We start from the raw sequence: 21,066 nt of genomic DNA, 5'->3' as shown, positions 1-21,066 counted from the left end.
CGAGGTTCTCGTTGACGCCCACGCTCACTCCTTGACCTTGGTGCCGGGAGAGTTCGCCGGCGCGGCCTCGCGCAACGCGTCCACGAACTCCTGTACCTCATCGCCGAGGCCCCCACCCTCGGTGCGGGCGAGCCCGCCGACCTCGACGACCGTGTGGCCGTCGGGGCCCTTTGCCGCGCGCACCCACATCCGGCGGCGGCGTACGAACAGTGACAATACGAGACCGACGATCGCGGCGATCGTGCTGATCAGCGCGAGCCCCTTGCCGGGCTCGCTGGCGACCTGGAAGTTGGCCCAGGTCTTGACGCCGTCGAAGGTGATCGTGCCGGCGCCGTTGGGCAGGTCGACCGTGTCGCCGACCTTGAGCGCCTTGCGCCAGATGTCGTTGCCGTCCATGAACTTCGACATCTTGTTCGCCTTGAGCGCGTAGATGTTCTGCGGCACGCCCGAGTCCATGCCCAGGTCGCCCTCGTAACCGCTGATCATCAACCGGGGGTTGAGCAGCGAGGGGAAGACCGAGATCGGACCGCGCTTGGGGTCCACCAGGAGGTTGCCCTCCTGGTCCATCGGCGCGCTGGGCAGGAACTGCGCGTCGAAGCCGAGCTGCTTGAGGCCGGCGCTGACGTCCGGGACCTTGATCACGCCGGTCGAGGTGCGGTTGCCGTCCTGCGGCAGGAACACGGTCGGGCCCTTGTAGGCGATCTTGCCCTTGGCGTCGCGCACGGTCACCTCGGGTGCGTAGCCCGTGGCGATCATGAAGACCTTGGTGTCGCCCACTTCGAGCGGGTGGTTGACCCGGATCGTGCCCGACTTGTCCTTGCCCTCGTGCCCGTACCAGGACTCGATGTGCGCGGTGAACGAGCGCGGCTCGCCGCGCTTGGCGCCGGTCGGCTGGAAGGTCTGGTCGACCGACTTCAGCCGGAATCCGAACGCCTCCAGGTTGTCCTCGTCGACCAGCGCGCCGAACTGGCGGTCGTCGTACTGGGTGAGCACGTTGGCGAAGCTGCCGCCCTCGACCACGATCTTGCCGCCCTTGACGCTGTACAGACTGCCCAGGGCGAACGCGACCAGGATGCCGAACAGCGCGATGTGGAAGAGCAGGTTGCCGCTCTCGCGCGCGTAGCCCTTCTCCGCCGCGATCGTGTCGCTGCCCGGGTTGAGCCGAAAGCGCCGCTTCTTCAGCGTGGCGCGCGCCGCGGCCAGCACCGCGTCCGGGTCCGCCGAGGTCTCCCACCGGGCGTACGCGGGCATCCGGGTGAGGTTGCGCGGCGCCTCCGGGGGCTTGGCCCGCAGCGTCTTCGCGTGCGCCCAGCAGCGTGGCACGATACAGCCCAGGAGCGAGACGAACAGCAGGATGTAGATCGAGGCGAACCACCACGACGAGAACACGTCGAAGAGCTGGAACTTGTCCATGATCTTCGCGCGGGTGGGGTGGTCGCGGAAGTACTGGCTGACCTTGATCGGGCTGACCGGCCGCTGCGGGATCAGCGTCGGCGGCGTCGCCGCGATCGACAGCAGGAACAGCAGGATCAGCGCGACGCGCATCGAGGTCAGCTGCCGCCAGAGCCAGCGCAGCCAGCCGACCACGCCCAACTGCGGTTGGCGGATCTCCCCGTCGCCGTCGTCCTGCGCGGGCGCCGTGGACATCCCGGCACCGGCTCGCGCCTCGCTCGCCGCGACCCGCTCGGGGTCGTCGTCCGGTCCGGGGTCGGCCCGGACGACGTCGTCGGGATGGGTCTCGATGCTCATCAGAATCCGATCGTGTATTGCTGGGCCCACGACTGCATCTCGCGCATCATGTGGTCCCACGCCCCGCTGAGCATGAGCACCCCGAGCAGCACGAGCATGCCGCCGCCCAGGCGCATCACCCAGACGTAGTGCTTCTTGACCCAACCGAACGCACCGAGTGCCTTACGGAACGCGACCGCGGTGAGCAGGAACGGAACGCCGAGGCCCAGGCAATACGCGACCGTGAGCAGCGCTCCCCGATTGGCACTCGCCTCACTGGTGGACAGGGTGAGCACGGCCGACAACGTCGGGCCGATGCACGGGGTCCAGCCGAGGCCGAACACCACACCCAGGAGGGGTGCCCCGACCAGACCTATGGTCGGTCGTTTGTGCACGCGAAACTCGCGCTGGAGCCCGGGCAGTACGCCCATGAACGACAGGCCCAGCACGACGGTGACGCCGCCGAAGACTTTGGTGAGCGTCGACTGGTGTTCGGTCAGGGTCTGGCCGAAGTAGCCGAAGGCGGCGCCCATGGAGACGAAGACGGCGGTGAAGCCGAGCACGAACAACAACACGCCGAGGAAGAGCCGACCGCGTCGGGCGTCCTTGAGGTCGGCGCCGGAGACTCCGGTGACGTAGCTGAGGTAGCCCGGCACCAGGGGGAGCACGCACGGCGAGAAGAACGAGATCAACCCCGCGAGCAGGGCGATCGGCATCGCCGCGAGCAGCGACCCCGTGTAGACCGTGTTGTTCATCCCCTGGGCTGCGAGAAGCACCGCGATCAGACCTTCTCGTTCAGCACGGGGTCGATCATCGAGCGCAGTTCGTCGATGTCGATCGCACGCAGCACCCGGGCCGCGATCCGACCCTCACGGTCGATGATCAGCGTGCTGGGGATCGCGTTGGGGTTCAGGTTGCCGGTGAACTTCAGGATCTCGCGCGCGTCCGGATCCCACAGGCTCGGATAGGTGATGCCCTTGCTGCCCACGAAGGCGAGCGCGTTCTCCTGGCTGCCGTCGCGGGTGTTGATCCCGAGGAACTGCACGCCCTTGTCCGCGTTCTCGACGTGCGCCCGCTGGAAGTCGGCGGCCTCGGCCCGACACGGATTGCACCACGAACCCCACACGTTCAGGACCACGACCTTGCCCTTGAAGTCGGCGAGGGTGATGTCCTTGCCCTCCAGCGTCTTGCCGGAGACGTTCGGGGCCGCCTTGCGGTCGGCCGGCTTGGCCCGCACGATGCCGGTCTTGTCGCTGTCGACATAACCCTTGCCGTCACCGCTGCTCTTGCCGCCGGCGCTCATCCCGCCGCAACCGGTGAGGGCGAGCAGAGCCGCGGCGGTGAGCAGTGCGGCACGACGAGGGAGGCGGCGTGTGAGCATGTGAAAAGTTTCGCATGCCCTCACGGCCGCTCCACTCGGGGTCCGTCGTGCCGCCGACACCGCTTTAAATCATCCCGATTCGCCCCAAATAAATAGGGGGCTATGCCCCGAAACTCTTGTTTTGCTTCTTGCCTGCGAGCTTGGCCGGCAGCAGGTCCCGAGCGGGCTCGCTGTAGCCGACGGAGACGATCTTGTCGCCCTCGTAGGTGAACGTGGTGAGCGAGGCCAGCGAGCACTGCCGGTTGCGCGGGTCGTGCCACAGGCGCCGCCGCTCGACGAACGAGCGGGTCACCCAGATCGGCAACTGGTGGCTCACACACACCGCCTCGTGCCCGCGCGCGGCGTCCCGGGCCGCGCCGAGCGCGCCCATCATCCGCACCACCTGCTCGATGTACGGCTCGCCCCACGAGGGCTTGAACGGGTTGGTGAGGTGCTTCCAGTGCCCGGGGTTGCGCAGCGAACCGTCGCCGACCCCGAAGGTCTTGCCCTGGAAGATGTTCTCCGCCTCGATCAGGCGATCGTCGGTGGCGATCTCCAGCGAGTGCCGTCCGGCGATCGGCGCGGCGGTCTCCTGGGCGCGCTCCAGCGGCGAGGACACCACGTGCGTGATGTCGCGCCCGGCCAGGTGGTCGGCCACCCGCTCGGCCATCTTCAGGCCCAGCTCCGACAGGTGGTAGTCGGGCAGGCGGCCGTACAGGATGCCGTGCGGATTGTGCACCTCGCCGTGGCGCATGAGGTGGACGATCGTCACGTCGCGGTTGGTCTGCGGCTTCTGAGCCATCGTCAGTTCTCCTGGGCACTCGCTGCGGCGCGGGCTGCGGCCGGCAGCGCGTCGAGGATACGGTTCACGGCCGCGTCGTCGTGGGCGGCCGAGAGGAACCACGCCTCGAAGGCGCTGGGCGGCAGGTACACGCCCGCGTCCAGCATCGCGTGGAAGAACGGGCCGAAGCGGAACGACTCCTGGGTGCGCGCCTGGTCGTAGTCGTGCACCGGCGCGTCGGTGAAGAAGATCGAGAACATGTTCCCGGCGGTGGAGACCGTGTGCGCGACGCCCTCCTTGGCCAGCGCCGCCGACACCTCGGTGCGCAGCGCGAGCGAGACCCGGTCCAGGTGCTTGTACACCGCGTCGGTGCAGTGCCGCAGCGTGGTCACGCCGGCGGCGGTGGCCACCGGGTTCCCCGACAGCGTGCCCGCTTGGTACACCGGGCCCAGCGGGGCCAGCTGGGACATCACGTCGGAGCGCCCGCCGAAGGCCGCCGCCGGGAAGCCGCCGCCCATCACCTTGCCGAAGGTGATCAGGTCCGGGACCACACCCTCCAGACCGAACCAGCCGGCCTTGGACACCCGGAAGCCGGTCATCACCTCGTCGGAGACGAACAGCGCGCCGTGCCGCTCGCACAGCGCCTTGATCCCGGCGTTGAAGCCCGGACGCGGGGTGACCACGCCCATGTTGCCCGGCGCGGCCTCGGTGATCACGCAGGCGATCTCGGTGCCGTGCGCGGCGAAGGCCGACTCGACCGCGGTGAGGTCGTTGTACGGCAGCACGATCGTGTCGGCGGCCGAGGCGCCGGTGACCCCGGGCGTGTCGGGCAGCGCGAAGGTGGCCAGGCCGGAGCCCGCCGCGGCGAGCAGCGCGTCGACGTGACCGTGGTAACACCCGGCGAACTTCACCACCTTGGCCCGGCCGGTGAAGCCGCGCGCCAGCCGGATCGCGGACATGGTCGCCTCGGTGCCGGAGCTGACCAGGCGGACCTGCTCGACCGGGGCGATCCGGGAGACGATCTCCTCGGCGAGTTCGACCTCGCCGGCCCCGGGGGTGCCGAAGGACGTGCCGCGCGCGACCGCCTCGCGGACGGCCTCCTGGACGGCGGGGTGCGCGTGGCCCAGGATCATCGGGCCCCACGAGCAGACCAGGTCCACGTACTCGCGGCCGTCCGCGTCGGTCAGGTACGGACCGGTGCCGGAGACCATGAAGCGGGGTGTGCCGCCGACCGCGCGGAAGGCGCGCACCGGCGAGTTGACACCGCCGGGGGTGACGGCCCGGGCGCGTGCGAACAGGGCGGCGGAGGCGGGTGCGGGGTTCTCGTTGGCAGAGCTCACCCGGCCATGCTCTCAAACAAATCCGGACCCGCTCGGCTCCCCACCGCGGCGCCGGGCGCAGCGGGTCGACGGCGACCGGAGCGGGTGTGCGCGGATTCGCGTTGGTTCCCGGGGATCCGGGAAGCGAAACCGGGGGTATGGCGCAGTATGATCGGACCACCCGGACTCGTGCCCACGGGTGAGGCATGTCCGGTGGGGTGCAGCACGACGATCGGGGTGCGCGCGTGGCGGCGAGAACACGTCGGAGTGGGCGGTCCGGGCGACGCGGGCGGATAGCCGGCGGCCTCGTTCCGACACTGGCGACGCTGCTGATGCTGGCCGGGACGGCGGCGTGCGGCGGCGGCGGCTCCCACGACGCCGGGTCCACGGGCCTGCGCGGTGCGCTGGACGGGGTGCGCGACGACGCGTCGACCCGGGGCTGGTTCGAATACGGCGACACCGCCGCGATCGCCAAGGCCAACGGCGGCACTGCCACGACCGGACCGTACGGCGCGCTGCTCGGCACCGGTTATCCCGATCTGGCCGCGATGGGGCCCCAGGTGGCGCCGGCGCTCGGCTTCGATCCGGCGAAGACGAACGAGGCGTGGTCGGCGGGTCGGCCGCCGCAGCAGGGCGGGGTGATCGCTGGCGGCTTCGACAAGGGCGCGGTGATCGGCAAGCTGAAGGAGTTGGGCGGCAAGCCGGACCCGACCGCGGCGAGCGTGTACCGCCTGCGCGCCGACAACGAGTTGTCCGTCGACGACGCGCTGGCACAGAAACTGCCGTCGGTGGTCGACCACTTCAACGCGGTGCGGGTCGCCGACCGGCAGATCGGCTACGGCTCGACCCTGCTCGGCGCCGACCTGTCCCGGGGCGGCGCCCGACTCGGCGCCGACCCGACCACCCGCGCGCTGGCCGACTGTCTGGACCGGCCGCTGGCCGCGGTGCTCACCGACCGCGCCGGCGGTGGCGAGCAGCCGAGCGGGCCCCGGATCGCGGTGGGTGTGACGGGCAAGGCCGGGGTGCCCGGCACGAACGTGCTGTGCGTGGCCCGGGAGTCGGAACAGGCCGCCCGGACCGAGGCCGACCGGCTGCGCGGGGTGTTCACCGGGGGCGAGCCGACCGCGCAGGGTGTGCCGTGGAACGCGATGCTCACCGACGTCCGGGCCGAGGTGGTCGGGACGAACGTGGTGAAGATCACCGCGCGTTCGGCGGGTTCGGTGCGAACAGGGGTTTTCGTCAAGGCGTTGAACGACATGTCGCTCGCGCGGATCTTCGCGGGCGGGCCGCCTGGCCGGGAGTCCTGACGCATGCCGGCGCGGCACCGGTTCCGAGTGGTGCACACCTGTTACCCAACCGCGGTATGGGAAGCCCGCGCGACCTGCGACGATCTTCAACGAGTCCCCCCGATCCCCCTCGGATCGAAACAAGCGAGCAGACCGAGACAAGCGAGCAGGGAGCGATGGCGTCGGGCGCCACGGGTGTGCGCACGTGTCACGGAACCGGCCATGGTCGGGAGGTGCACACGTGGGCGTGACATATGAGTACTTCGGCGCACCCGATCGCGCGACCGCCGCGCGGGTGCCACCGCTGATCGATCCGACCGACACGGTCGAACGCCCCACCAATTCCTACGTGTCGATCGTGAAGCCGGAGACGGTCAGCGCGATGGTGTTGTCGCTGCTCGGGGACACCCCGCCCGACGCGACGCCACCGCTCGAGCTGGTCGTGCTGCATCCCGCGCACGCGGTGATGCAGTTGCCGCCGATGCTGATGGACGTGCTGCGCAACGCGACCGAGGAGGAGTTGGGCGCGGCGGCCTTCATCTGGTCGACGTTCCCGGATCGTCGGGTGCCGCGTGACGCGTATCTGCTGTATCGGATGTTGCACGACTGGACCAAGTTCGCCCGCGATCTGCACCACGCGGGGCACCAGTTGTACTGCCTGATGCACTCCTGAGCGCCCGCCGCCGGGGTGTGGCGGGCCCGGTTCGACGGGCTGATCCGACGGGGGATCCGGCGAGCGGGTTCGATTAACCCACTTGAGTTATCAACCCACGCGGTTTAACGTGCGGCCATGACAGGGACGCACGGCGCTTCGGCGTCGGACCGCGGCGCCGGCGCACGCCTTTTGATGATCGAGGCGGCGGAGCGGCTGTTCGCCGAACGCGGCATCAACGGGGTCTCGCTGCGCGAGATCGGCGCCCAGGCCGGGCAGCGCAACACCGCCGCCGCGCGCTATCACTTCGGGTCGAAGGAAGCCCTGGTGGACGCCGTCTTCCGGCATCGGATGGAGCCGGTGAACGCGCGCCGCCTGGCAATGCTGGACGAACTCGACGCCACCGGACGCGGATACGACGCCCGGGGCCTGGTCGAGGCGTTCCTGTACCCGCTCGCCGACACCCTCGGCGAGGTCGGCAAACCCAGTTGGTATCTGCGCTTTTGCGTGCACGCGGCCTTCCTGGAGGGCACCGCCATCCGCGATCTCGCCCGAGAGGAGTGGACCCGCGGCATCCACACCGTGCGCGAGCGCATGCGCGGCCTGCTCGCCGATGTGCCCCCGCAACTGGGCGACGACCGCTGGCTGTTGATGTCGTCCTACCTCACCCACGCCCTCGCCGACCGCGAGATGGCGCTGCACCACCCCGGCCGGCACACCCCGACCGCTCGGGAGCTCTTCCTGGCGGGTTTGACCGACACCGCCGTCGCGCTCTATCTGGCCCCGGTCTCCGCCCGGACCGCGGCCGCGCTCGACCCATCCGCATAGCGGTCCCGCCACGGGACCTCGCTTCGGCTCAGGAGGTTCGGCCATGACGAGCATCATCGACCAGCCCACGTACGAGGACCCCACTCCCGCCGCGGCCGCCGCGCTCGGCCTGGAAGTGCGGCCGATGGCCGGGCACATCGGCGCCGAGATCTTCGGCGTCGACCTGTCCCGGCCGCTGAGCGCCGAGTCGGTCGCCGAGATCCGGGCGATCTGGCTGAAGTGGAAGGTGGTGTTCTTCCGCGACCAACACCTGACCCAGGAACAGCACAAGGCGTTCGGCCGCGCCTTCGGCGAACTCGCCCCCGGACACCCGACGTTGCCCGCCGCCTTCCCCGAACACCCGGAGATCCTGCTGCTGGACAACCAGCAGTTGGGCCTGGGTGGCGGCGGCGGTTTCGTGGAGAGCCGCTGGCACACCGACGTGACGTTCATCCCCGACCCGCCGACCGCGTCGATCCTGCGCGGGGTGATCGTGCCGCCGTACGGCGGCGACACCCAGTGGGCCAACCTGGCCCTGGCCTACGAGCGACTGTCCGACCCACTCAAGGAGTTGGTCGACGGGCTGCACGCGGTGCACCACAACGCGCTGCCGATCAAGCGCGGCGAAATGCAGAGCAAGCTGGGCAGGCAGTTCCTGGGCGACGGGCTGCGCGCGGTGCACCCGGTCGTGCGGGTGCACCCGGAGACCGGCGAGAAGGTGTTGTTCGTCAACCCGAACTTCACCAGCCACATCCGGGAGTTGACCCGCCAGGAGAGCGCCCACGTCCTGGAGATGCTCTACGCGCACATCGCCGACGCGGAGTTCAGCGTGCGCTTCCGGTGGCAGCCGGGCAGCATCGCGTTCTGGGACAACCGCGCGACGGTGCACCTCGTACCCACCGACGTGCCGCCGGGCATGCGCCGTTCCATGCAGCGGGTGACCCTCCAGGGCTCGAAGCCGGTCGGCCCCGACGGCGCCGAGTCCTTCGCGCTGGAAGGCTGATCGCCCCCGCGCGCCCCGCTCGACCCCCTTGCGCGAACATCCCCCGGATCCGGCGCCGCGTCGACCGACCAGGCGCCGGATCCGCACGCTTCGGACCTCGGTGAGGGCTTGTCGCGTCGGCCGATTCGACGCGATGCTGTTCTCCGGGTGGCATTTGTGCACCACCCGTTCTGCGCCCTCGCTGGATGCGAGATCGCTGCCGACAACCTTTGGGGGGCGGCCGATGGGTACACGGGACCCGATGTTCCAGGGACGCAGGCTCCGCGCCCTGCTTCGGCAGACGCGCGAGGCCTGCGGTTTCATCCAACGGGACGTTGCGCTGGAGATGGATTGGTCGCTCTCCAAGCTGATCCGGATCGAAACCGGTCAGGTCAACATCTCGACCACCGACCTCAAGGCCCTGCTCCAGCACTACGGCGTGGTGGAGCCGGCCCGGGTCGCCGAGTTCATCGACATGGCCAGGGCGTCGAAGCAGCGCAGTTGGTGGTACGCCTACCGGAACATCCTCACCGCGGAGGCGAAGGTCTTCCTCGGCTACGAGTCCTCGGCCACGGTCATCCGCAACTTCGAACCGATCCTGGTCCCCGGCCTGTTACAGACCGAGGAATACTCGCGCGAGGTGCTCCGGGTGATGACGCCGGCCGGGCCCGCGCTGGACGAGAACGTCGCCCTGCGGATGGACCGGCAGGAGCGGCTGATGCGCCCCGACGGGCCCACACTGCACTTCATCGTCGACGAGAGCGTGATGCATCGCGCGGTCGGCGGTCCGGCGGTCATGCGCAACCAGATCCGCCGCATCCGCAAGTACGCGGAGTGGCCCAACATCACGATCCGGGTGGTGCCGTTCGAGTCCGGGTTGTACCACCGGGCCCGCATCGCCTACCAGCTCATGGAGTTCCCCGACCTCGAGGACGAGGCGGTGCTGTTCATCGAGACCCCCTCCGGCAACATCGTCATCCGCGAGGGCAACCCGGAGGACCCGCCGACCGTTTCCCCGCTCTCCTACCTGGAGACGTTCTGGGGCCTGGAACAACTCGCGTCGCGAGAGCACGCGCCGGTGATGCTGGACGCCGCGCTCGAACGCTTCGCACCGGGCTCGACTCCGCCACCCACCGGCATCGATCCCCCGGATTAGCACGCGCGGGGGAGGGTCTACCGGGCGTTGTGGCAGCAGGCCGGCCGACAGCACGCGCGGAGCCACGACGCGAGTTGATTACATGCCAAGAGCCACTTGGCTGATTGCACATCCCTGCGCATAATGACAGGTACGTATCCGTTGCTCGATGTCGATGAGCAGCACGGTTTCGCAGCGGCCACTGCGAGGCTTCGAACGAGTTGTCCCGAGGTCAGTTTTTATGACTTATCGGGACAACTCGTTCTTTTTTGCGTGGGACCACGCATAGCAGACTCGACTCACTCTGGCGAAAGCGGACATCCGCATGCACAATCACAGATGAGGGCAACAACGCCGTCCTCCCCGCCCTTGCACGGTACACACCGTCTACATGAAAGGACGCCTGATCGGGGAAAGGAGGTGAACTCGTGCAGGACGACTTCGAGAGGATGCTCCGCGTGATCTTTCTGCTGGTAGCCGTGGCCGCGGTGACAGCGGGAGCGCTTTATTACACGCTCCGGGCCGCCGGACTGCTCACCCTCATCGGGTAACGGATACCAAACCCGTCCTCGGGCCCTGCGCCCATATCAATCGCGGCCTGCCGAACGGCAGGCCGCCTCACGTATCGGCGTGCAAAGTCGCCGGGAGCGACCGGATCAGTTCGCCGAACGACCGGTTGCATGGAGAAACGAACCCCAGGACCCGGCCCCGAAAGCCAGCCGCGACACCGGCGCCTTCGAGTCCCTGACCTCGACCTCGTCCTGGTGCCTGGCCTCGACACAGTTCACGTCCGCGCTCTTGGTGCTCTTGCGCCATGCGCTTCCCAGCGGCTCGAACTCCGCCATGCATTGCCTCCGAAAAGAGCCGATGAGAATAGGTGAGCCGGCAGCCGGATGATTCCGTGCAGGGTGATTCCATGCAGGGTGGACACCTCTGCGGGTTGACCGACTTCGAGGGCGCGCGCACAGCTTAGCGCCTGTTGTCGGCCACGGCGTTGCATACACCCTGGGCCGTACGCGTGAAATCCGGCCGGCTCGCCCGAGTGGCGAATAGCCAGGTGTCGGATTGCCGCGTCGCTCACCTGTTCGCAGCATTCGACGACCCGGGCCGCCTATTGCCCGCGGTATTGCCCGACGAAAAGCTGGAATTCGGAACATCAGGGGCCGGACCCGGGCTTTCCCAGTCGTTTCCGGAGGGTGTCGACCAACCGGAGGAACCCATCCGTGGGCGGCGCCTTCACCGGACCGATGGTCGTTTCCTGCACCACCGCCACCACCGAGCCGTTGCGCACGACGCCGAAGTCCGCGTACTGGTCCTCGCCACTGACCAGGCCCTGGATCCGCCAGGCGGAGCCCTCCGCGTTCAGCGCCGTGATCCGCAACGAGCCGTCGGCCATCGCGTTGGGTCGGTTGCTCGCCGGGCAGGGGCCGGCGAGTCCGCCGGTGAAGTCGGCCACAGCCACCACGGCGGTGCGCTCGTCCGGGTAGCGGACCAGCCGCACCAGGCCGCCGCCCTGTCCGTCGTGCCGGTACAGCCGTTCCTCGGTCTGTACCGCGCCGAGGCCGGCGATCGTGTCGGAGGCACACGGACCCAGCTCCTCACCCATCGCCTCGCGGGTCTCCACCACCTGCCAGTTGTCGTAGATCCCGGCCACCGCCGGGAACTCCTGGGCGGTCGGGTAGAAGGTCTCGCTCAACGCCGTGGGCGGGCCGACCGACGTCACCGCCGGGGACGGGGGCACGCTCGGGGTCACGGCCGCCTGTTCCCGGTGCGTCGGCTTCGCGTCGTCACCGCCGAATCCGGTGCTCGCCAGGGTCACCCCACCCGCGACGACCACCAGCGAGGCCGCTGTGGCCAGGACCCGGTTGCGCAGCCGCCGACGGCGCACCACCCGGCGGATCCCCGCGACGGGCGGCAGTGGCACCTGCGGGGCGAGTTCGACCACGAGTTCGCGAAAACGCTCGTCGAGCACGTCGGCGCCGTGCTCGTCGTCCGCGTTCTCAGGGCTGTGCCGCATGTCCGAACTCGCCATCCCCCACTCGACCGGGCATTACCGGCCCGACGGCCGTTCCGCATTCGCCAGGTGTCCAGTTTGACGCATGGGTCGGGAACGATGGTTCCCGGCCGGGGTCAGCCCTTCTTCGTCAGTTGTCCCCTGGAGGTCGAGGTCCATGGGCTGTCGCCCGGCGACTCGTAGGACATCGTGGTCGGCGTCAGCTGTTTGACGAAGACCCGGCCGTCCACACAGCCCTGGTTGCGGGTCAGATGGCTGGTCAGTTCGACGCCCTTGTCCGCGGACACCGACAGCAGTTCCAGGTCGGCGTCGCAGTAGGTGGGAGGGCTGCCGACCGGTGTACCGATCAGCGTGGTGACGCCGACTTTTTTGTCCCCCACCCTGCCGCCGGTCAGCCTGACGGTGACCTGCGTGACACTGCCGTATTCCGAGGTCGTGCTACCAGTCCAGGTGCCCTGGTAGGACTGCGGGAGGGCGCCCGTCGCGGAGCCGGGGGACACCTTGCCGGGGGAGGTCGGGTCCGGGGACGTCTGCCCCGACGACGACGGGTTCGGCGACGACTCCGCCGAGGACGACGGTCCCGGGGTGTCCTGGTGTCCGGCCGCCGTCGGCTTGTCCTTGTCGCCGCCCTCCCGCCACAGCAGCGCCGCCGTGATGCCGCCGGCGACCAGCAGCACGGCGACGAGCGCGTACACCCACGGGGCGATCCGGCGCGAGTGCGGCGGCGGCGTACGGTCCGCCCCGTACGTCTCGGGCGCCCCGGGGAACGCGGGCGCACCCGGCGCCTGCGGGATCGCGGACTGCGGGGCCGCGGACTGCGGAGGAGGCCCCGGCAGGGCGTACGCCGCACCGACCGACTCCGCCGAGCCAGGCGTCGGCCCGGTCGGCTCCGCCGGCGCCCCCGCCGGCCGGTCGTCCCACGTGGACGATCCGCTGCCGGTCGCCACGAACCCGCGCGCGTCCTGCGGCCCGTCCTCGTCCAAGTCCAGGAGTTCGACCGCGCGGCGGGACAGCGCGGTGGTCAGGTCCGCCGGCAGCCAGTTCCCCGCGACCAGGTCGCCCGTACCCTGCGGCGCCAGCGCCGCCAGCACCTCGGCCGGGCTCGGCCGGGATCCGGCGTGTTTGGTCAGGCACGCCACGACCACCTCGCGCAACCACTCCGGCAGGCCGTCCAGGCGCGGCTCCTGGGCCACGATCCGATACATCAGCGCTTGGCCGCTGCCCTCGCCGAACGGCCCGGTACCGGTCGCCGCGAACACCAGGACCGAGCCGAGCGAGAACACGTCGCTCGCCGGGCCGATGTCGCGCCCGTCGACCTGCTCGGGCGACATGAAGCCCGGCGAGCCGACGGTGTGCCCGGTCCGGGTGAGCACCGAGGCATCCATCGCGCGCGAGATGCCGAAGTCGATCACACGCGGCCCGTCCAGGGACAGCAGCACGTTCGACGGTTTGATGTCGCGGTGCACCAGGCCCGCCGCGTGGATCGCGGTCAGCGCCTCGGCCAGACCCGCACCCAGCGTGCGTACGGTCTCCTCGGGCAGCGGACCGCGGCCCGACACCGCCTCGTACACGCTGGGTCCGGCCACGTAGCCGGTGACCACCCAGGGCGTGTCCGCCTCGGTGTCCGCGTCCAGGACCGGCGCGGTCCACGCGCCGCCGACCCGCCGTGCGGCGTCCACCTCGCGCCGGAACCGCTCGCGAAATCCCGGGTCGTCCGCCCACTCGGAGCGCACCACCTTGATCGCGACCACCCGACCGCCAGGGTTGCGGCCGAGGTAGACCCGGCCCATCCCGCCCGCCCCCAGCACGCGAAGCACCCGGTATCCGCCGATCCGCCGCGGATCCGCGGGTTCGAGCGGTTTCACGGCGCCCCCCTCGTCGTCCGGCAGTTGGCCCGAGAATACGCGGGTGTCCACTTTGCGCGGGCGGATCACGAGCGGTTCGACCCTGATCCGAGGTGCTTCCCTCGCACCGGGACCCGGACCGGACCCGGGCCGAAGTCGGGGCGGAAGGCGGGGCGGAGGACGGGGCCAAAGGCGGGACGACGGCCGGGCCTGGGAGGCGGGCCGCCGCCGGCTCAGTACTCCACGTGCAGTTCGACCAGCCCCCGGATGAACGACGACGGCCCGTGCGCGAGCGTGGCGCCGGGCGCCAACCGCAGGTCCGGCAGGCGGCGCAGCAGTTCCTCGAAGGCCACCCGGATCTCCAGCCTGGCCAGCGAGGACCCGAGGCAGAAGTGCGGTCCGCTCCCGAACGCGATGTGCGGGTTGGGCGAGCGGAAGGCGTCGAAGCGCTCCGGGTCGGCGAACACCTCGGCGTCCCGGTTGGCCGCCCCGTAGAGCATCATCACCGTCGAGTCGGCCGGGATCACCGTCCCGTGCAGCTCCACGTCACGTGTCGTGTGCCGGGCCATGTTGACCACCGGCGACACCCAGCGCAGCGACTCCTCCACGGCGCTCGGGATCAGCGTCGGGTCCTCGCGCAATCGGGACAGTTGCCCGGGGTCGGCGAGCAGCGCGGCGATGCCGCCGGATATCACGTTGCGGGTGGTCTCGTTGCCGCCGACGAGCAGCAGCAGGGACTCGCCGATCAGCTCCTCGAAGGACAACTTCCCGCCGTCGATCTCGGCGTCGACCAGGATCCCGATCAGGTCGTCGGAGGGGGTCTTGCGCCGGTCCTCGATCACCTGCGTCGTGTAGGCGACGTATTCGGTGAACGCCTCGCCGGCCTTGTGGCTGAGTTCGCCGCCGTCGGAGAGCATCACCATCACGTCGGCCCAGTGCTGGAGTTGGTCGCGGTGTTCGGCGCCGACCCCGAGCAGTTCGCCGATCAGCGTCATCGGCAGCGGCGCGGAGAAGGCGCGGACCAGCTCGGCGCTGCGCCCGCCGGCGAGCATCGCGTCGATCAGCGAGGTCACGATGTCCCGGACGTGGTCCTCCATCGCGGCGATCTGCCGGGGCGTGAAGCCCTTCGAGACCAGCTTGCGGCGGCGGTAGTGCAGCGGGTCGTCGGAGTCGATCATCGACGGTTGCGGATAGCCGAGCGGGCGCGAGCCCTTGGCAGAGGAGAACAGTTCCGGGTTGCGCTCGGCCCAGGACAGGTCGGCGTGCCGGGTCAGTCCCCAGACGCCGGCGCGTTCGCTGTAGTACACCGGCGCGTGCTCGCGCAGCCAGGCGTAGTCGGCGTACGGGTCACCGGCGTACCAGTCCCGATCGAGCAGATGGATGTCGCGGATCGCGGGAGTCGTCACGGCAGGCCTCCGGGGTGATCACGTGTCGAGCGGTACGAACAGGCGGACGGCGGTGCGCATCAGGTCTTGGACCTCGTCGAGTGCGCGACCGCGGGCGGTGAGGCTGACCAGGCCGGAGAGCAGGACGTGGCCGAGCACCGTCTCGATGTCGTGCCGTCGGGCCGCCGCGGCGCCGTCCGCGTCCTCACCGGGCTCGCCGAAGGCGAGGCCGGTGATCCGGTGGATGCTCTGGTGGAAGTTCTCCTGGGACTGTCCGGCGGACGGGTCCGGCGCGGTCGCGGCCTGCACCACCGCCTCGGTCAACAGGCGGTTCTCCGCGCTCACCTCGACGATCCGGCACAGCAGCGCGGCCAGTCGCCCGGCCGGGTCGGCGGGCAGTGGTCGACGGGCGAGTTCGTCGGACAACTCGCCGATCCACAGCGCCGAGACCTCGCTGAGCAGGTGGTTCTTCGAGGTGAAGTAGCGGTACACGGTGGCCCGGGCCACGCCCGCGCGGTCGGCGACATCGTGCATCGTGACGGCGGCGTAGCCCCCTTCCAGGGCGAGATCGCACGCGGCGCGCACCAGCCGCTCGCGCCGCGCCTGCTGGTCGCGGGTGAGCGATCTGGTGAGGGTGATCGTCGATTCGGTACGGGGTTCGGCCACCGGTGAGCCTGTCCTGTGGGGGTCGTGCACGCGGGTCGGGCGGGATGTTCGCGGGCGGTCGGATCGGGCGCCGACTCGTTCCGCGGCGATCTTGCCCACGGATGAGACGGAAGTCTAGTCTGACGTCTCGTCAGATCTGCTGAGAACGTGTTCCAGTAATTTCCGGGCCCGTTTCGGACCCGCTTCCGCACCCGATCGACGCCGGAGCCGCCGTGACCGCCACCGCAGGACCGCTCGCGGGAATCCGCGTCGTGGAGTTCGTCGGCCTCGGGCCGGGCCCGTTCTGCGGCATGTTGCTCGCCGATCTCGGCGCCGACGTGTTGCGGATCGACCGCGCCGCCGAGGCCCGCAAGGGCTACGCCAAACCGCCGCGCAACCCGATGAACCGGGGCAAACACTCGATCGCGCTCGACCTCAAGCACCCGGACGGCGTCGCCTTGGCGCTGCGCTTGTGCGCGGACGCCGACGCGCTGATCGAGCCGTTCCGGCCGGGCGTGATGGAGCGCCTGGGCCTGGGACCGGACGTGGTCGCCGCGCACAATCCGCGGCTGGTGTACGGCCGGCTCACCGGCTGGGGGCAGACCGGTCCGCTCGCGGCCGCCGCCGGGCACGACATCGACTACATCGCGCTGGCCGGGATGCTGGAGCCGATCGGCCGGGCCGGGCAACCGCCGAGCATTCCGCTCAACCTGGTCGGCGACTTCGGCGGCGGCGGTCTGCTGCTCGCGTTCGGCCTGGTCGCCGCGCTGGTGGAGGCCGGCCGTTCGGGACTGGGGCAGGTGGTGGACGCGGCGATGATCGACGGCGCCGCGACGCTCGGCGCGACCTGGTTCACCATGGGCGCCTCCGGCATGCTCGGCCCGCGCGGCACCAACATGCTCGACGGCGGCGCGCCGTTCTACGACGTGTACGCGACCGAGGACGGCGCCTATGTCGCGGTCGGGGCGATCGAGCCGAGGTTTTGGGCCGAGTTGATCCACCGGCTCGGGCTGGCCGAGGATCCGGTGTTCGCCGACCTCGCCCGGCAACACGACCCGGCGCACTGGCCCGCGATGAAGGCCCGGCTCGCCGAGGTGTTCGCGACCCGCACCCGGGACGCGTGGTGCGCGCTCCTGGAGGGGACCGAGACCTGCTTCGCGCCGGTGCTCTCGCCCGGCGAGGCACCGGCCCACCCGCACCACGTGGCCCGCGGCACGTTCCTGCACGCCGACGGTCTGCCCGAACCGGCTCCCGCGCCGAGGTTCTCCCGCACCGTCGCCGCCGTACCCTCCCGCCCGGTGCACCCGGGCCCGGCCGCCGCCGGCGGCGACACCGATGCCGCGCTCGCCGCGTGGGGCCTGTCCCCGGCCGAGGTCGAGCACTTCCGGGATGCCGGCGCGGTCGTCTGACGCCGCATCACCACCCAGTACAGGTAAGGGATTCCATGGAACTACACGAGGCGCTGTACAGCACTCGCGCGATGCGCCGGGTGGCCCCGGACGCGATCCCGGCAACGGTCCAGGCCCGGATCCTGGACGCGGCCGTGCGCGCGCCCAGCGGTGGCAACGCCCAGGCCTGGCGCTTCCTCCTGGTGGACGACCCGGGCGTCAAGGGCCGACTCGGGCCGCTGTACCGGGAGGCGATGGACGCGCTGTGGACGACCGTGTACGCATCGCGCGTGGCCGCCGCCGAGGCGGATCCGGACAGCGCGGAGAGCCGGTCGTTCGTCCGGATGCGCCGCTCCTCGCAGTGGCTCGCGGACAATTTCGAGCAGGTTCCGCTGTTCCTGTTCGGCTTCGCCCGGCACGACCCCACCGGCGGCTCGATCTTCCCGGCGGTGTGGAGCGCGATGCTGGCCGCGCGCGCCGAGGGGGTGGGTGGCGCGCTGACCGCGGTGCTCGGGATCGCGCACCGCGACGCGGTGGCGGACGTCCTGGGCGTGCCGGCCGGCGAGGGCTGGCACATGGCGTGCTGCGTGTCGTTCGGCTACCCGACCGGCACGTGGGGCATCGCACCGCGAACCCCGGCGCACGAGGTGGCCTACCGCAACACCTGGGGCGAGCCGGTCGGCTTCGAGGTGCCGGCACCGCTGTGGCCCGCGGGGGGCGCGGCGTACACCCCCACCGATGTGGAAGGAGCCGGGCGATGAGCGCGGAGCACGTGGCGAGCGCCGAGAGCGCCGAGAGCGCGGCGGGCACGGCGGGCGCGGTGACACGTGGCGAGCCGCCGCTGCGGGGTTCGGTGGCGCTGGTGACCGGCGGGGGCAGCGGGATCGGGCTCGGCTGCGCGCTGCGGTTCGCCGCCGACGGGGCGCATGTGCTGATCGCCGGCCGCAGCGAGGACCGGCTGCGCGGCGCGGTGGCCGAATTGGAGAAGGTGGCCGCGGCCGGCGTGCGCGTCGGGTACGCGGTGACCGATGTGACCGACGAGGCGCAGGTCGAGGCCGCGGTGGTGGCGGCTGCCGAACTCGGCCCGGTACGCGCGGTGTTGGCCTCCGCCGGGGGCAACTCGACGATGGGCCCGCTGACCCGGATCGACACCGCCAAGTGGCGCGAGACGGTCGAGTTGAACCTGACCGGCACGATGCTCGTGCTCAAGCACACGGCCCGGCTGATGGCGGCGGGCGGCGGCGGCTCGTTCGTGGCCATCTCCTCGATCGCCTCCGCCGTCACGCACCGCTGGTTCGGCGCGTACGGGGTGAGCAAGGCCGGCATCGACCACCTGGTCCGGCTCGCCGCCGACGAACTCGGCGCGAGCGGCGTGCGGGTGAACGGCATCCTGCCCGGCCTGGTGGCCACCGACATGGTCGGCGCGGTCACCGCCGGCGGCCCGGTGCTGGAGGACTACCTGGCCTGCACCCCGCTGGAGCGGGTCGGCCGGGTCGAGGACATCGCCGCGCTCGCGGCGTTCCTGGTGGGCCCCGAGTCGACCTGGATCACCGGCCAGAACATCAACGTGGACGGCGGCCACCACCTGCGCCGCGGGCCCGACTTCCGGGCCTTCCTGGAGCCGGTCTTCGGCGCGGACGGCCTGCGCGGCATCGTCGCGGAAGGGAACTGACAATGACCCAGCGGGTGTTCAACCTGGCCGACCTCTTCGAGGTGGTGGTCGACGCATGTCCGGACCGGCTCGCGCTGGTCGCGGGCGAGGTACGGCTGACCTATCGCGAACTGGACGAGCGGGCCAACCGGGCCGCACACGCCTTCGCCTCGGCGGGTCTGCCGGTGGGCGCGCACATCGGCATCTACTCGCGCAACCGCGCCGAGTGGATGGAGGCGATGATCGGCGCGTTCAAGGCGCGGATGGTGCCGATCAACATCAACTTCCGCTACGTGGAAGAGGAACTGCGCTACATCGTGGACAACGCCGACTTGGCGGCCCTGGTCGTCGAGCGCGGCTATCTGCCCAAGGTCGCCGCGGTGCGGGCCGACGCGCCCGCGCTCGGGCCGGTGTTCGTGCTGGCCGACGAGAACGACGACACGCTCGACGCCACGATCGACTACGAGGCGGCGCTCGCGGCCGAGAGCGCCGACCGCGACTTCGGGCCGCGCTCCCCCGACGACCGCTACATGGTCTACACCGGCGGAACCACCGGCTTTCCCAAGGGCGTCGAATGGCGCGCGCACGACATCTTCTGCTCGGCGATGGGCGGCGGGAACTTCGGCGGCGAGCCGATCGCCGACCCCGAACTGCTCGCCGAGAAGGCCAAGGGCGCGCCGCTGGTGCAGATGTTGACCACGCCGCTGATGCACGGCAACGGCCAGTGGATCACCTGGATCACCCTGTTCGGCGCGGGCACCGCGGTGTTGTGGACCGGTCCGCGCTACGACCCGGCCGAGATCCTGCGCACCGTCGCCCGTGAGGGCTGCGTAACGATGATGCTGGTCGGCGACGCAATGGCCCGCCCGATCGCGGACGAATTGGAGAGCGGCGCGTACGCCGTCGACACGCTCAAGGTGATCGGCTCCGGCGGCGCCCTGCTCTCCCCCACGGTCAAGGCCCAACTCACCCGGCTGATCCCCGGCCTGTACATCGCCGACAGCTTCGGCGCCTCGGAGTTCGGCGCGGGCAGCTCGCAGACCGCCGGCGGCCGGTTCCCGATGAAGCCGAAGACCGCGATCCTGGGCGAGGACCTGCGCCCGGTGGGAGTGGGCGAGACCGGACGGATGGCCCGCACTGGCCACATCCCGCTCGGCTACTACAAGGACCCGGTCAAGACCGCCGACACCTTCCACGTCGACCCGGACGGCGTGCGCTGGGTGATCCCCGGCGACTACGCCCGCGTCGAGGACGACGGCGACGTAACCCTGCTCGGCCGCGGCTCGGTCTGCATCAACACCGGCGGCGAAAAGGTCTTCCCCGAAGAGGTAGAGGGCATCCTCAAGGCCCACCCGGCAATCTACGACGCGGTAGTGGTCGGCCTCCCCGACCCAAGATTCGGCGAACGAGTCACCGCAGTGGTCTCCCTACGCCCGGCCCACACCATAACCCTGCCGGAACTCACCAATCACACCCAAACCCACCTGGCAGGCTACAAAACCCCCCGAAGTCTGATAATAGTTCCAGAAATCCCCCGCACTCCAGCCGGCAAACCCGACTACCGCTGGGCCAAATCAACAGCCCAAACATCACCCACTCCCTAAACCCACCCCCTGCGGCCCGCAGCCCAGCACTTGAAAACAAGCAGACCGCAGGCCGGCCCTGAAGCATCAGCCACCACACAGCCCGCGCCACAAATACAACCGACCCAACCAACGCCGGCCCGTCCGCCGCTTGAGAACAAACAAGCCGCAGACCGACCCGGAAGCACCGGGCACCACACAGCCCGCGCCACAAGCACGACCGACCCAACCCAAAACCAGCCAGTCCGGCGTTTGAGAACAAACAAGCCGCAAACCCACCCGGAAGCACCGGGCACCACACCACCCACGCCACAAGAACGACCAACCCAACCCAAATCCAGCCCGTCCGGCGTTTGAGGACAAGCGGGCCGCAGGCCGGCCGGAGGCACCGGGCAACCCGCGACCTAGCATCACCAACCCAACCCAAAACCAGCCCGTCCGGCGTTTGAGGACAAGCGGGCCGCAGGCCGGCCGGAGGCACCGGCCACCGAGCGACCCACCAAGCG

Annotated in this window: 20 protein-coding genes; 10 read left to right on the top strand and 10 right to left on the bottom strand. The window is 70.4% G+C overall.

The genetic code is table 11. From position 1 onward, the window contains the following. Positions 1–24 precede the first annotated feature (24 nt). The 5 genes from resB to hemL form a co-directional block, all read right to left on the bottom strand. Positions 25–1,749, bottom strand: coding sequence for a cytochrome c biogenesis protein ResB (gene resB, locus ACWGR4_RS12225; protein ID WP_452131465.1), 1,725 nt, complete (start codon positions 1,747–1,749; stop codon positions 25–27). After that, positions 1,749–2,483 (bottom strand): cytochrome c biogenesis CcdA family protein, encoded by a 735-nt coding sequence (locus ACWGR4_RS12220; protein WP_380000016.1) that lies wholly within the window; start codon positions 2,481–2,483, stop codon positions 1,749–1,751. Before ACWGR4_RS12220 ends, resB begins: the two co-directional genes overlap by 1 nt. A gap of 26 nt (positions 2,484–2,509) precedes the next feature. Next, entirely contained in the window at positions 2,510–3,109 is a 600-nt protein-coding gene (locus tag ACWGR4_RS12215) for a TlpA family protein disulfide reductase (RefSeq protein ID WP_379999485.1), read from the bottom strand. Between the two features lie 100 nt (positions 3,110–3,209). Continuing rightward, positions 3,210–3,890, bottom strand: coding sequence for a histidine phosphatase family protein (locus ACWGR4_RS12210; protein ID WP_078976776.1), 681 nt, complete (start codon positions 3,888–3,890; stop codon positions 3,210–3,212). 2 nt (positions 3,891–3,892) lie between these two features. Further along, entirely contained in the window at positions 3,893–5,209 is a 1,317-nt protein-coding gene (hemL, locus tag ACWGR4_RS12205) for a glutamate-1-semialdehyde 2,1-aminomutase (RefSeq protein WP_439675441.1), read from the bottom strand. A 311-nt stretch (positions 5,210–5,520) separates the two neighbouring features. Here hemL and ACWGR4_RS12200 point away from each other — a divergent pair, with 311 nt between their 5' ends. From ACWGR4_RS12200 to ACWGR4_RS12175, 6 genes are all read left to right on the top strand, one after another. Continuing rightward, on the top strand, positions 5,521–6,495 hold the full coding sequence (locus tag ACWGR4_RS12200) for a hypothetical protein (protein ID WP_452131464.1): 975 nt from the start codon (positions 5,521–5,523) through the stop codon (positions 6,493–6,495). Positions 6,496–6,715: 220 nt separating this feature from the next. Then, a complete protein-coding gene (locus tag ACWGR4_RS12195) occupies positions 6,716–7,147 on the top strand; it encodes a hypothetical protein (protein ID WP_126640807.1) in 432 nt (143 codons plus the stop codon). 117 nt (positions 7,148–7,264) lie between these two features. Further along, a complete protein-coding gene (locus ACWGR4_RS12190) occupies positions 7,265–7,954 on the top strand; it encodes a TetR/AcrR family transcriptional regulator (RefSeq protein ID WP_452131463.1) in 690 nt (229 codons plus the stop codon). A 43-nt stretch (positions 7,955–7,997) separates the two neighbouring features. Next, positions 7,998–8,936 (top strand): TauD/TfdA dioxygenase family protein, encoded by a 939-nt coding sequence (locus tag ACWGR4_RS12185; protein ID WP_452131462.1) that lies wholly within the window; start codon positions 7,998–8,000, stop codon positions 8,934–8,936. A gap of 223 nt (positions 8,937–9,159) precedes the next feature. Beyond that, complete coding sequence (locus tag ACWGR4_RS12180; protein ID WP_379999476.1) at positions 9,160–10,071, top strand: helix-turn-helix domain-containing protein; 912 nt, start codon at positions 9,160–9,162, stop codon at positions 10,069–10,071. Between the two features lie 407 nt (positions 10,072–10,478). Then, positions 10,479–10,601, top strand: a complete 123-nt coding sequence (locus ACWGR4_RS12175) for a hypothetical protein (RefSeq protein ID WP_020556480.1) — start codon at positions 10,479–10,481, stop codon at positions 10,599–10,601. A gap of 105 nt (positions 10,602–10,706) precedes the next feature. Here the strand turns inward: ACWGR4_RS12175 and ACWGR4_RS12170 are convergent, their stop codons facing one another. From ACWGR4_RS12170 to ACWGR4_RS12150, 5 genes are all read right to left on the bottom strand, one after another. Next, on the bottom strand, positions 10,707–10,895 hold the full coding sequence (locus tag ACWGR4_RS12170; protein ID WP_379999474.1) for a DUF397 domain-containing protein: 189 nt from the start codon (positions 10,893–10,895) through the stop codon (positions 10,707–10,709). A 311-nt stretch (positions 10,896–11,206) separates the two neighbouring features. Then, entirely contained in the window at positions 11,207–12,067 is an 861-nt protein-coding gene (locus ACWGR4_RS12165) for a hypothetical protein (protein ID WP_452131461.1), read from the bottom strand. Positions 12,068–12,180: 113 nt separating this feature from the next. After that, a complete protein-coding gene (locus ACWGR4_RS12160) occupies positions 12,181–13,929 on the bottom strand; it encodes a serine/threonine protein kinase (RefSeq protein ID WP_452131460.1) in 1,749 nt (582 codons plus the stop codon). Between the two features lie 212 nt (positions 13,930–14,141). Then, a complete protein-coding gene (locus ACWGR4_RS12155; RefSeq protein ID WP_380042559.1) occupies positions 14,142–15,314 on the bottom strand; it encodes a cytochrome P450 in 1,173 nt (390 codons plus the stop codon). Between the two features lie 18 nt (positions 15,315–15,332). Continuing rightward, positions 15,333–15,959, bottom strand: coding sequence for a TetR/AcrR family transcriptional regulator (locus ACWGR4_RS12150; protein WP_380042558.1), 627 nt, complete (start codon positions 15,957–15,959; stop codon positions 15,333–15,335). Positions 15,960–16,171: 212 nt separating this feature from the next. On the opposite strand from ACWGR4_RS12150, the gene ACWGR4_RS12145 reads away from it, so the two are divergent. The 4 genes from ACWGR4_RS12145 to ACWGR4_RS12130 are packed head-to-tail and all read left to right on the top strand — an operon-like array spanning position 16,172 to position 20,581. Continuing rightward, a complete protein-coding gene (locus tag ACWGR4_RS12145) occupies positions 16,172–17,347 on the top strand; it encodes a CaiB/BaiF CoA transferase family protein (RefSeq protein WP_452131459.1) in 1,176 nt (391 codons plus the stop codon). A gap of 35 nt (positions 17,348–17,382) precedes the next feature. Then, on the top strand, positions 17,383–18,087 hold the full coding sequence (locus ACWGR4_RS12140; RefSeq protein WP_379999461.1) for a nitroreductase family protein: 705 nt from the start codon (positions 17,383–17,385) through the stop codon (positions 18,085–18,087). Further along, entirely contained in the window at positions 18,084–18,998 is a 915-nt protein-coding gene (locus tag ACWGR4_RS12135; protein ID WP_452131458.1) for an SDR family oxidoreductase, read from the top strand. The genes ACWGR4_RS12140 and ACWGR4_RS12135 overlap by 4 nt, the downstream gene beginning before the upstream one ends. A 2-nt stretch (positions 18,999–19,000) precedes the next feature. Then, on the top strand, positions 19,001–20,581 hold the full coding sequence (locus tag ACWGR4_RS12130; protein WP_452131457.1) for an acyl-CoA synthetase: 1,581 nt from the start codon (positions 19,001–19,003) through the stop codon (positions 20,579–20,581). Positions 20,582–21,066 lie beyond the last annotated feature (485 nt).

This window comes from Embleya sp. NPDC055664 (assembly GCF_053618075.1).
The sequence above is the reverse complement of the archived record's forward strand: the minus strand, read 5'-3'. Positions and strand labels throughout refer to the sequence as shown.

What these genes read in the sequence shown, in the direction of transcription:
- resB (WP_452131465.1), bottom strand. Translation starts at nt 1,749, where the DNA reads ATGAGCATCGAGACCCATCCCGACGACGTCGTCCGGGCCGACCCCGGA.
- ACWGR4_RS12220 (WP_380000016.1), bottom strand. Translation starts at nt 2,483, where the DNA reads ATGAACAACACGGTCTACACGGGGTCGCTGCTCGCGGCGATGCCGATC.
- ACWGR4_RS12215 (WP_379999485.1), bottom strand. Translation starts at nt 3,109, where the DNA reads ATGCTCACACGCCGCCTCCCTCGTCGTGCCGCACTGCTCACCGCCGCG.
- ACWGR4_RS12210 (WP_078976776.1), bottom strand. Translation starts at nt 3,890, where the DNA reads ATGGCTCAGAAGCCGCAGACCAACCGCGACGTGACGATCGTCCACCTC.
- ACWGR4_RS12200 (WP_452131464.1), top strand. Translation starts at nt 5,521, where the DNA reads ATGCTGGCCGGGACGGCGGCGTGCGGCGGCGGCGGCTCCCACGACGCC.
- ACWGR4_RS12190 (WP_452131463.1), top strand. Translation starts at nt 7,265, where the DNA reads ATGACAGGGACGCACGGCGCTTCGGCGTCGGACCGCGGCGCCGGCGCA.
- ACWGR4_RS12185 (WP_452131462.1), top strand. Translation starts at nt 7,998, where the DNA reads ATGACGAGCATCATCGACCAGCCCACGTACGAGGACCCCACTCCCGCC.
- ACWGR4_RS12180 (WP_379999476.1), top strand. Translation starts at nt 9,160, where the DNA reads ATGGGTACACGGGACCCGATGTTCCAGGGACGCAGGCTCCGCGCCCTG.
- ACWGR4_RS12170 (WP_379999474.1), bottom strand. Translation starts at nt 10,895, where the DNA reads ATGGCGGAGTTCGAGCCGCTGGGAAGCGCATGGCGCAAGAGCACCAAG.
- ACWGR4_RS12165 (WP_452131461.1), bottom strand. Translation starts at nt 12,067, where the DNA reads ATGCGGCACAGCCCTGAGAACGCGGACGACGAGCACGGCGCCGACGTG.
- ACWGR4_RS12140 (WP_379999461.1), top strand. Translation starts at nt 17,383, where the DNA reads ATGGAACTACACGAGGCGCTGTACAGCACTCGCGCGATGCGCCGGGTG.
- ACWGR4_RS12135 (WP_452131458.1), top strand. Translation starts at nt 18,084, where the DNA reads ATGAGCGCGGAGCACGTGGCGAGCGCCGAGAGCGCCGAGAGCGCGGCG.
- ACWGR4_RS12130 (WP_452131457.1), top strand. Translation starts at nt 19,001, where the DNA reads ATGACCCAGCGGGTGTTCAACCTGGCCGACCTCTTCGAGGTGGTGGTC.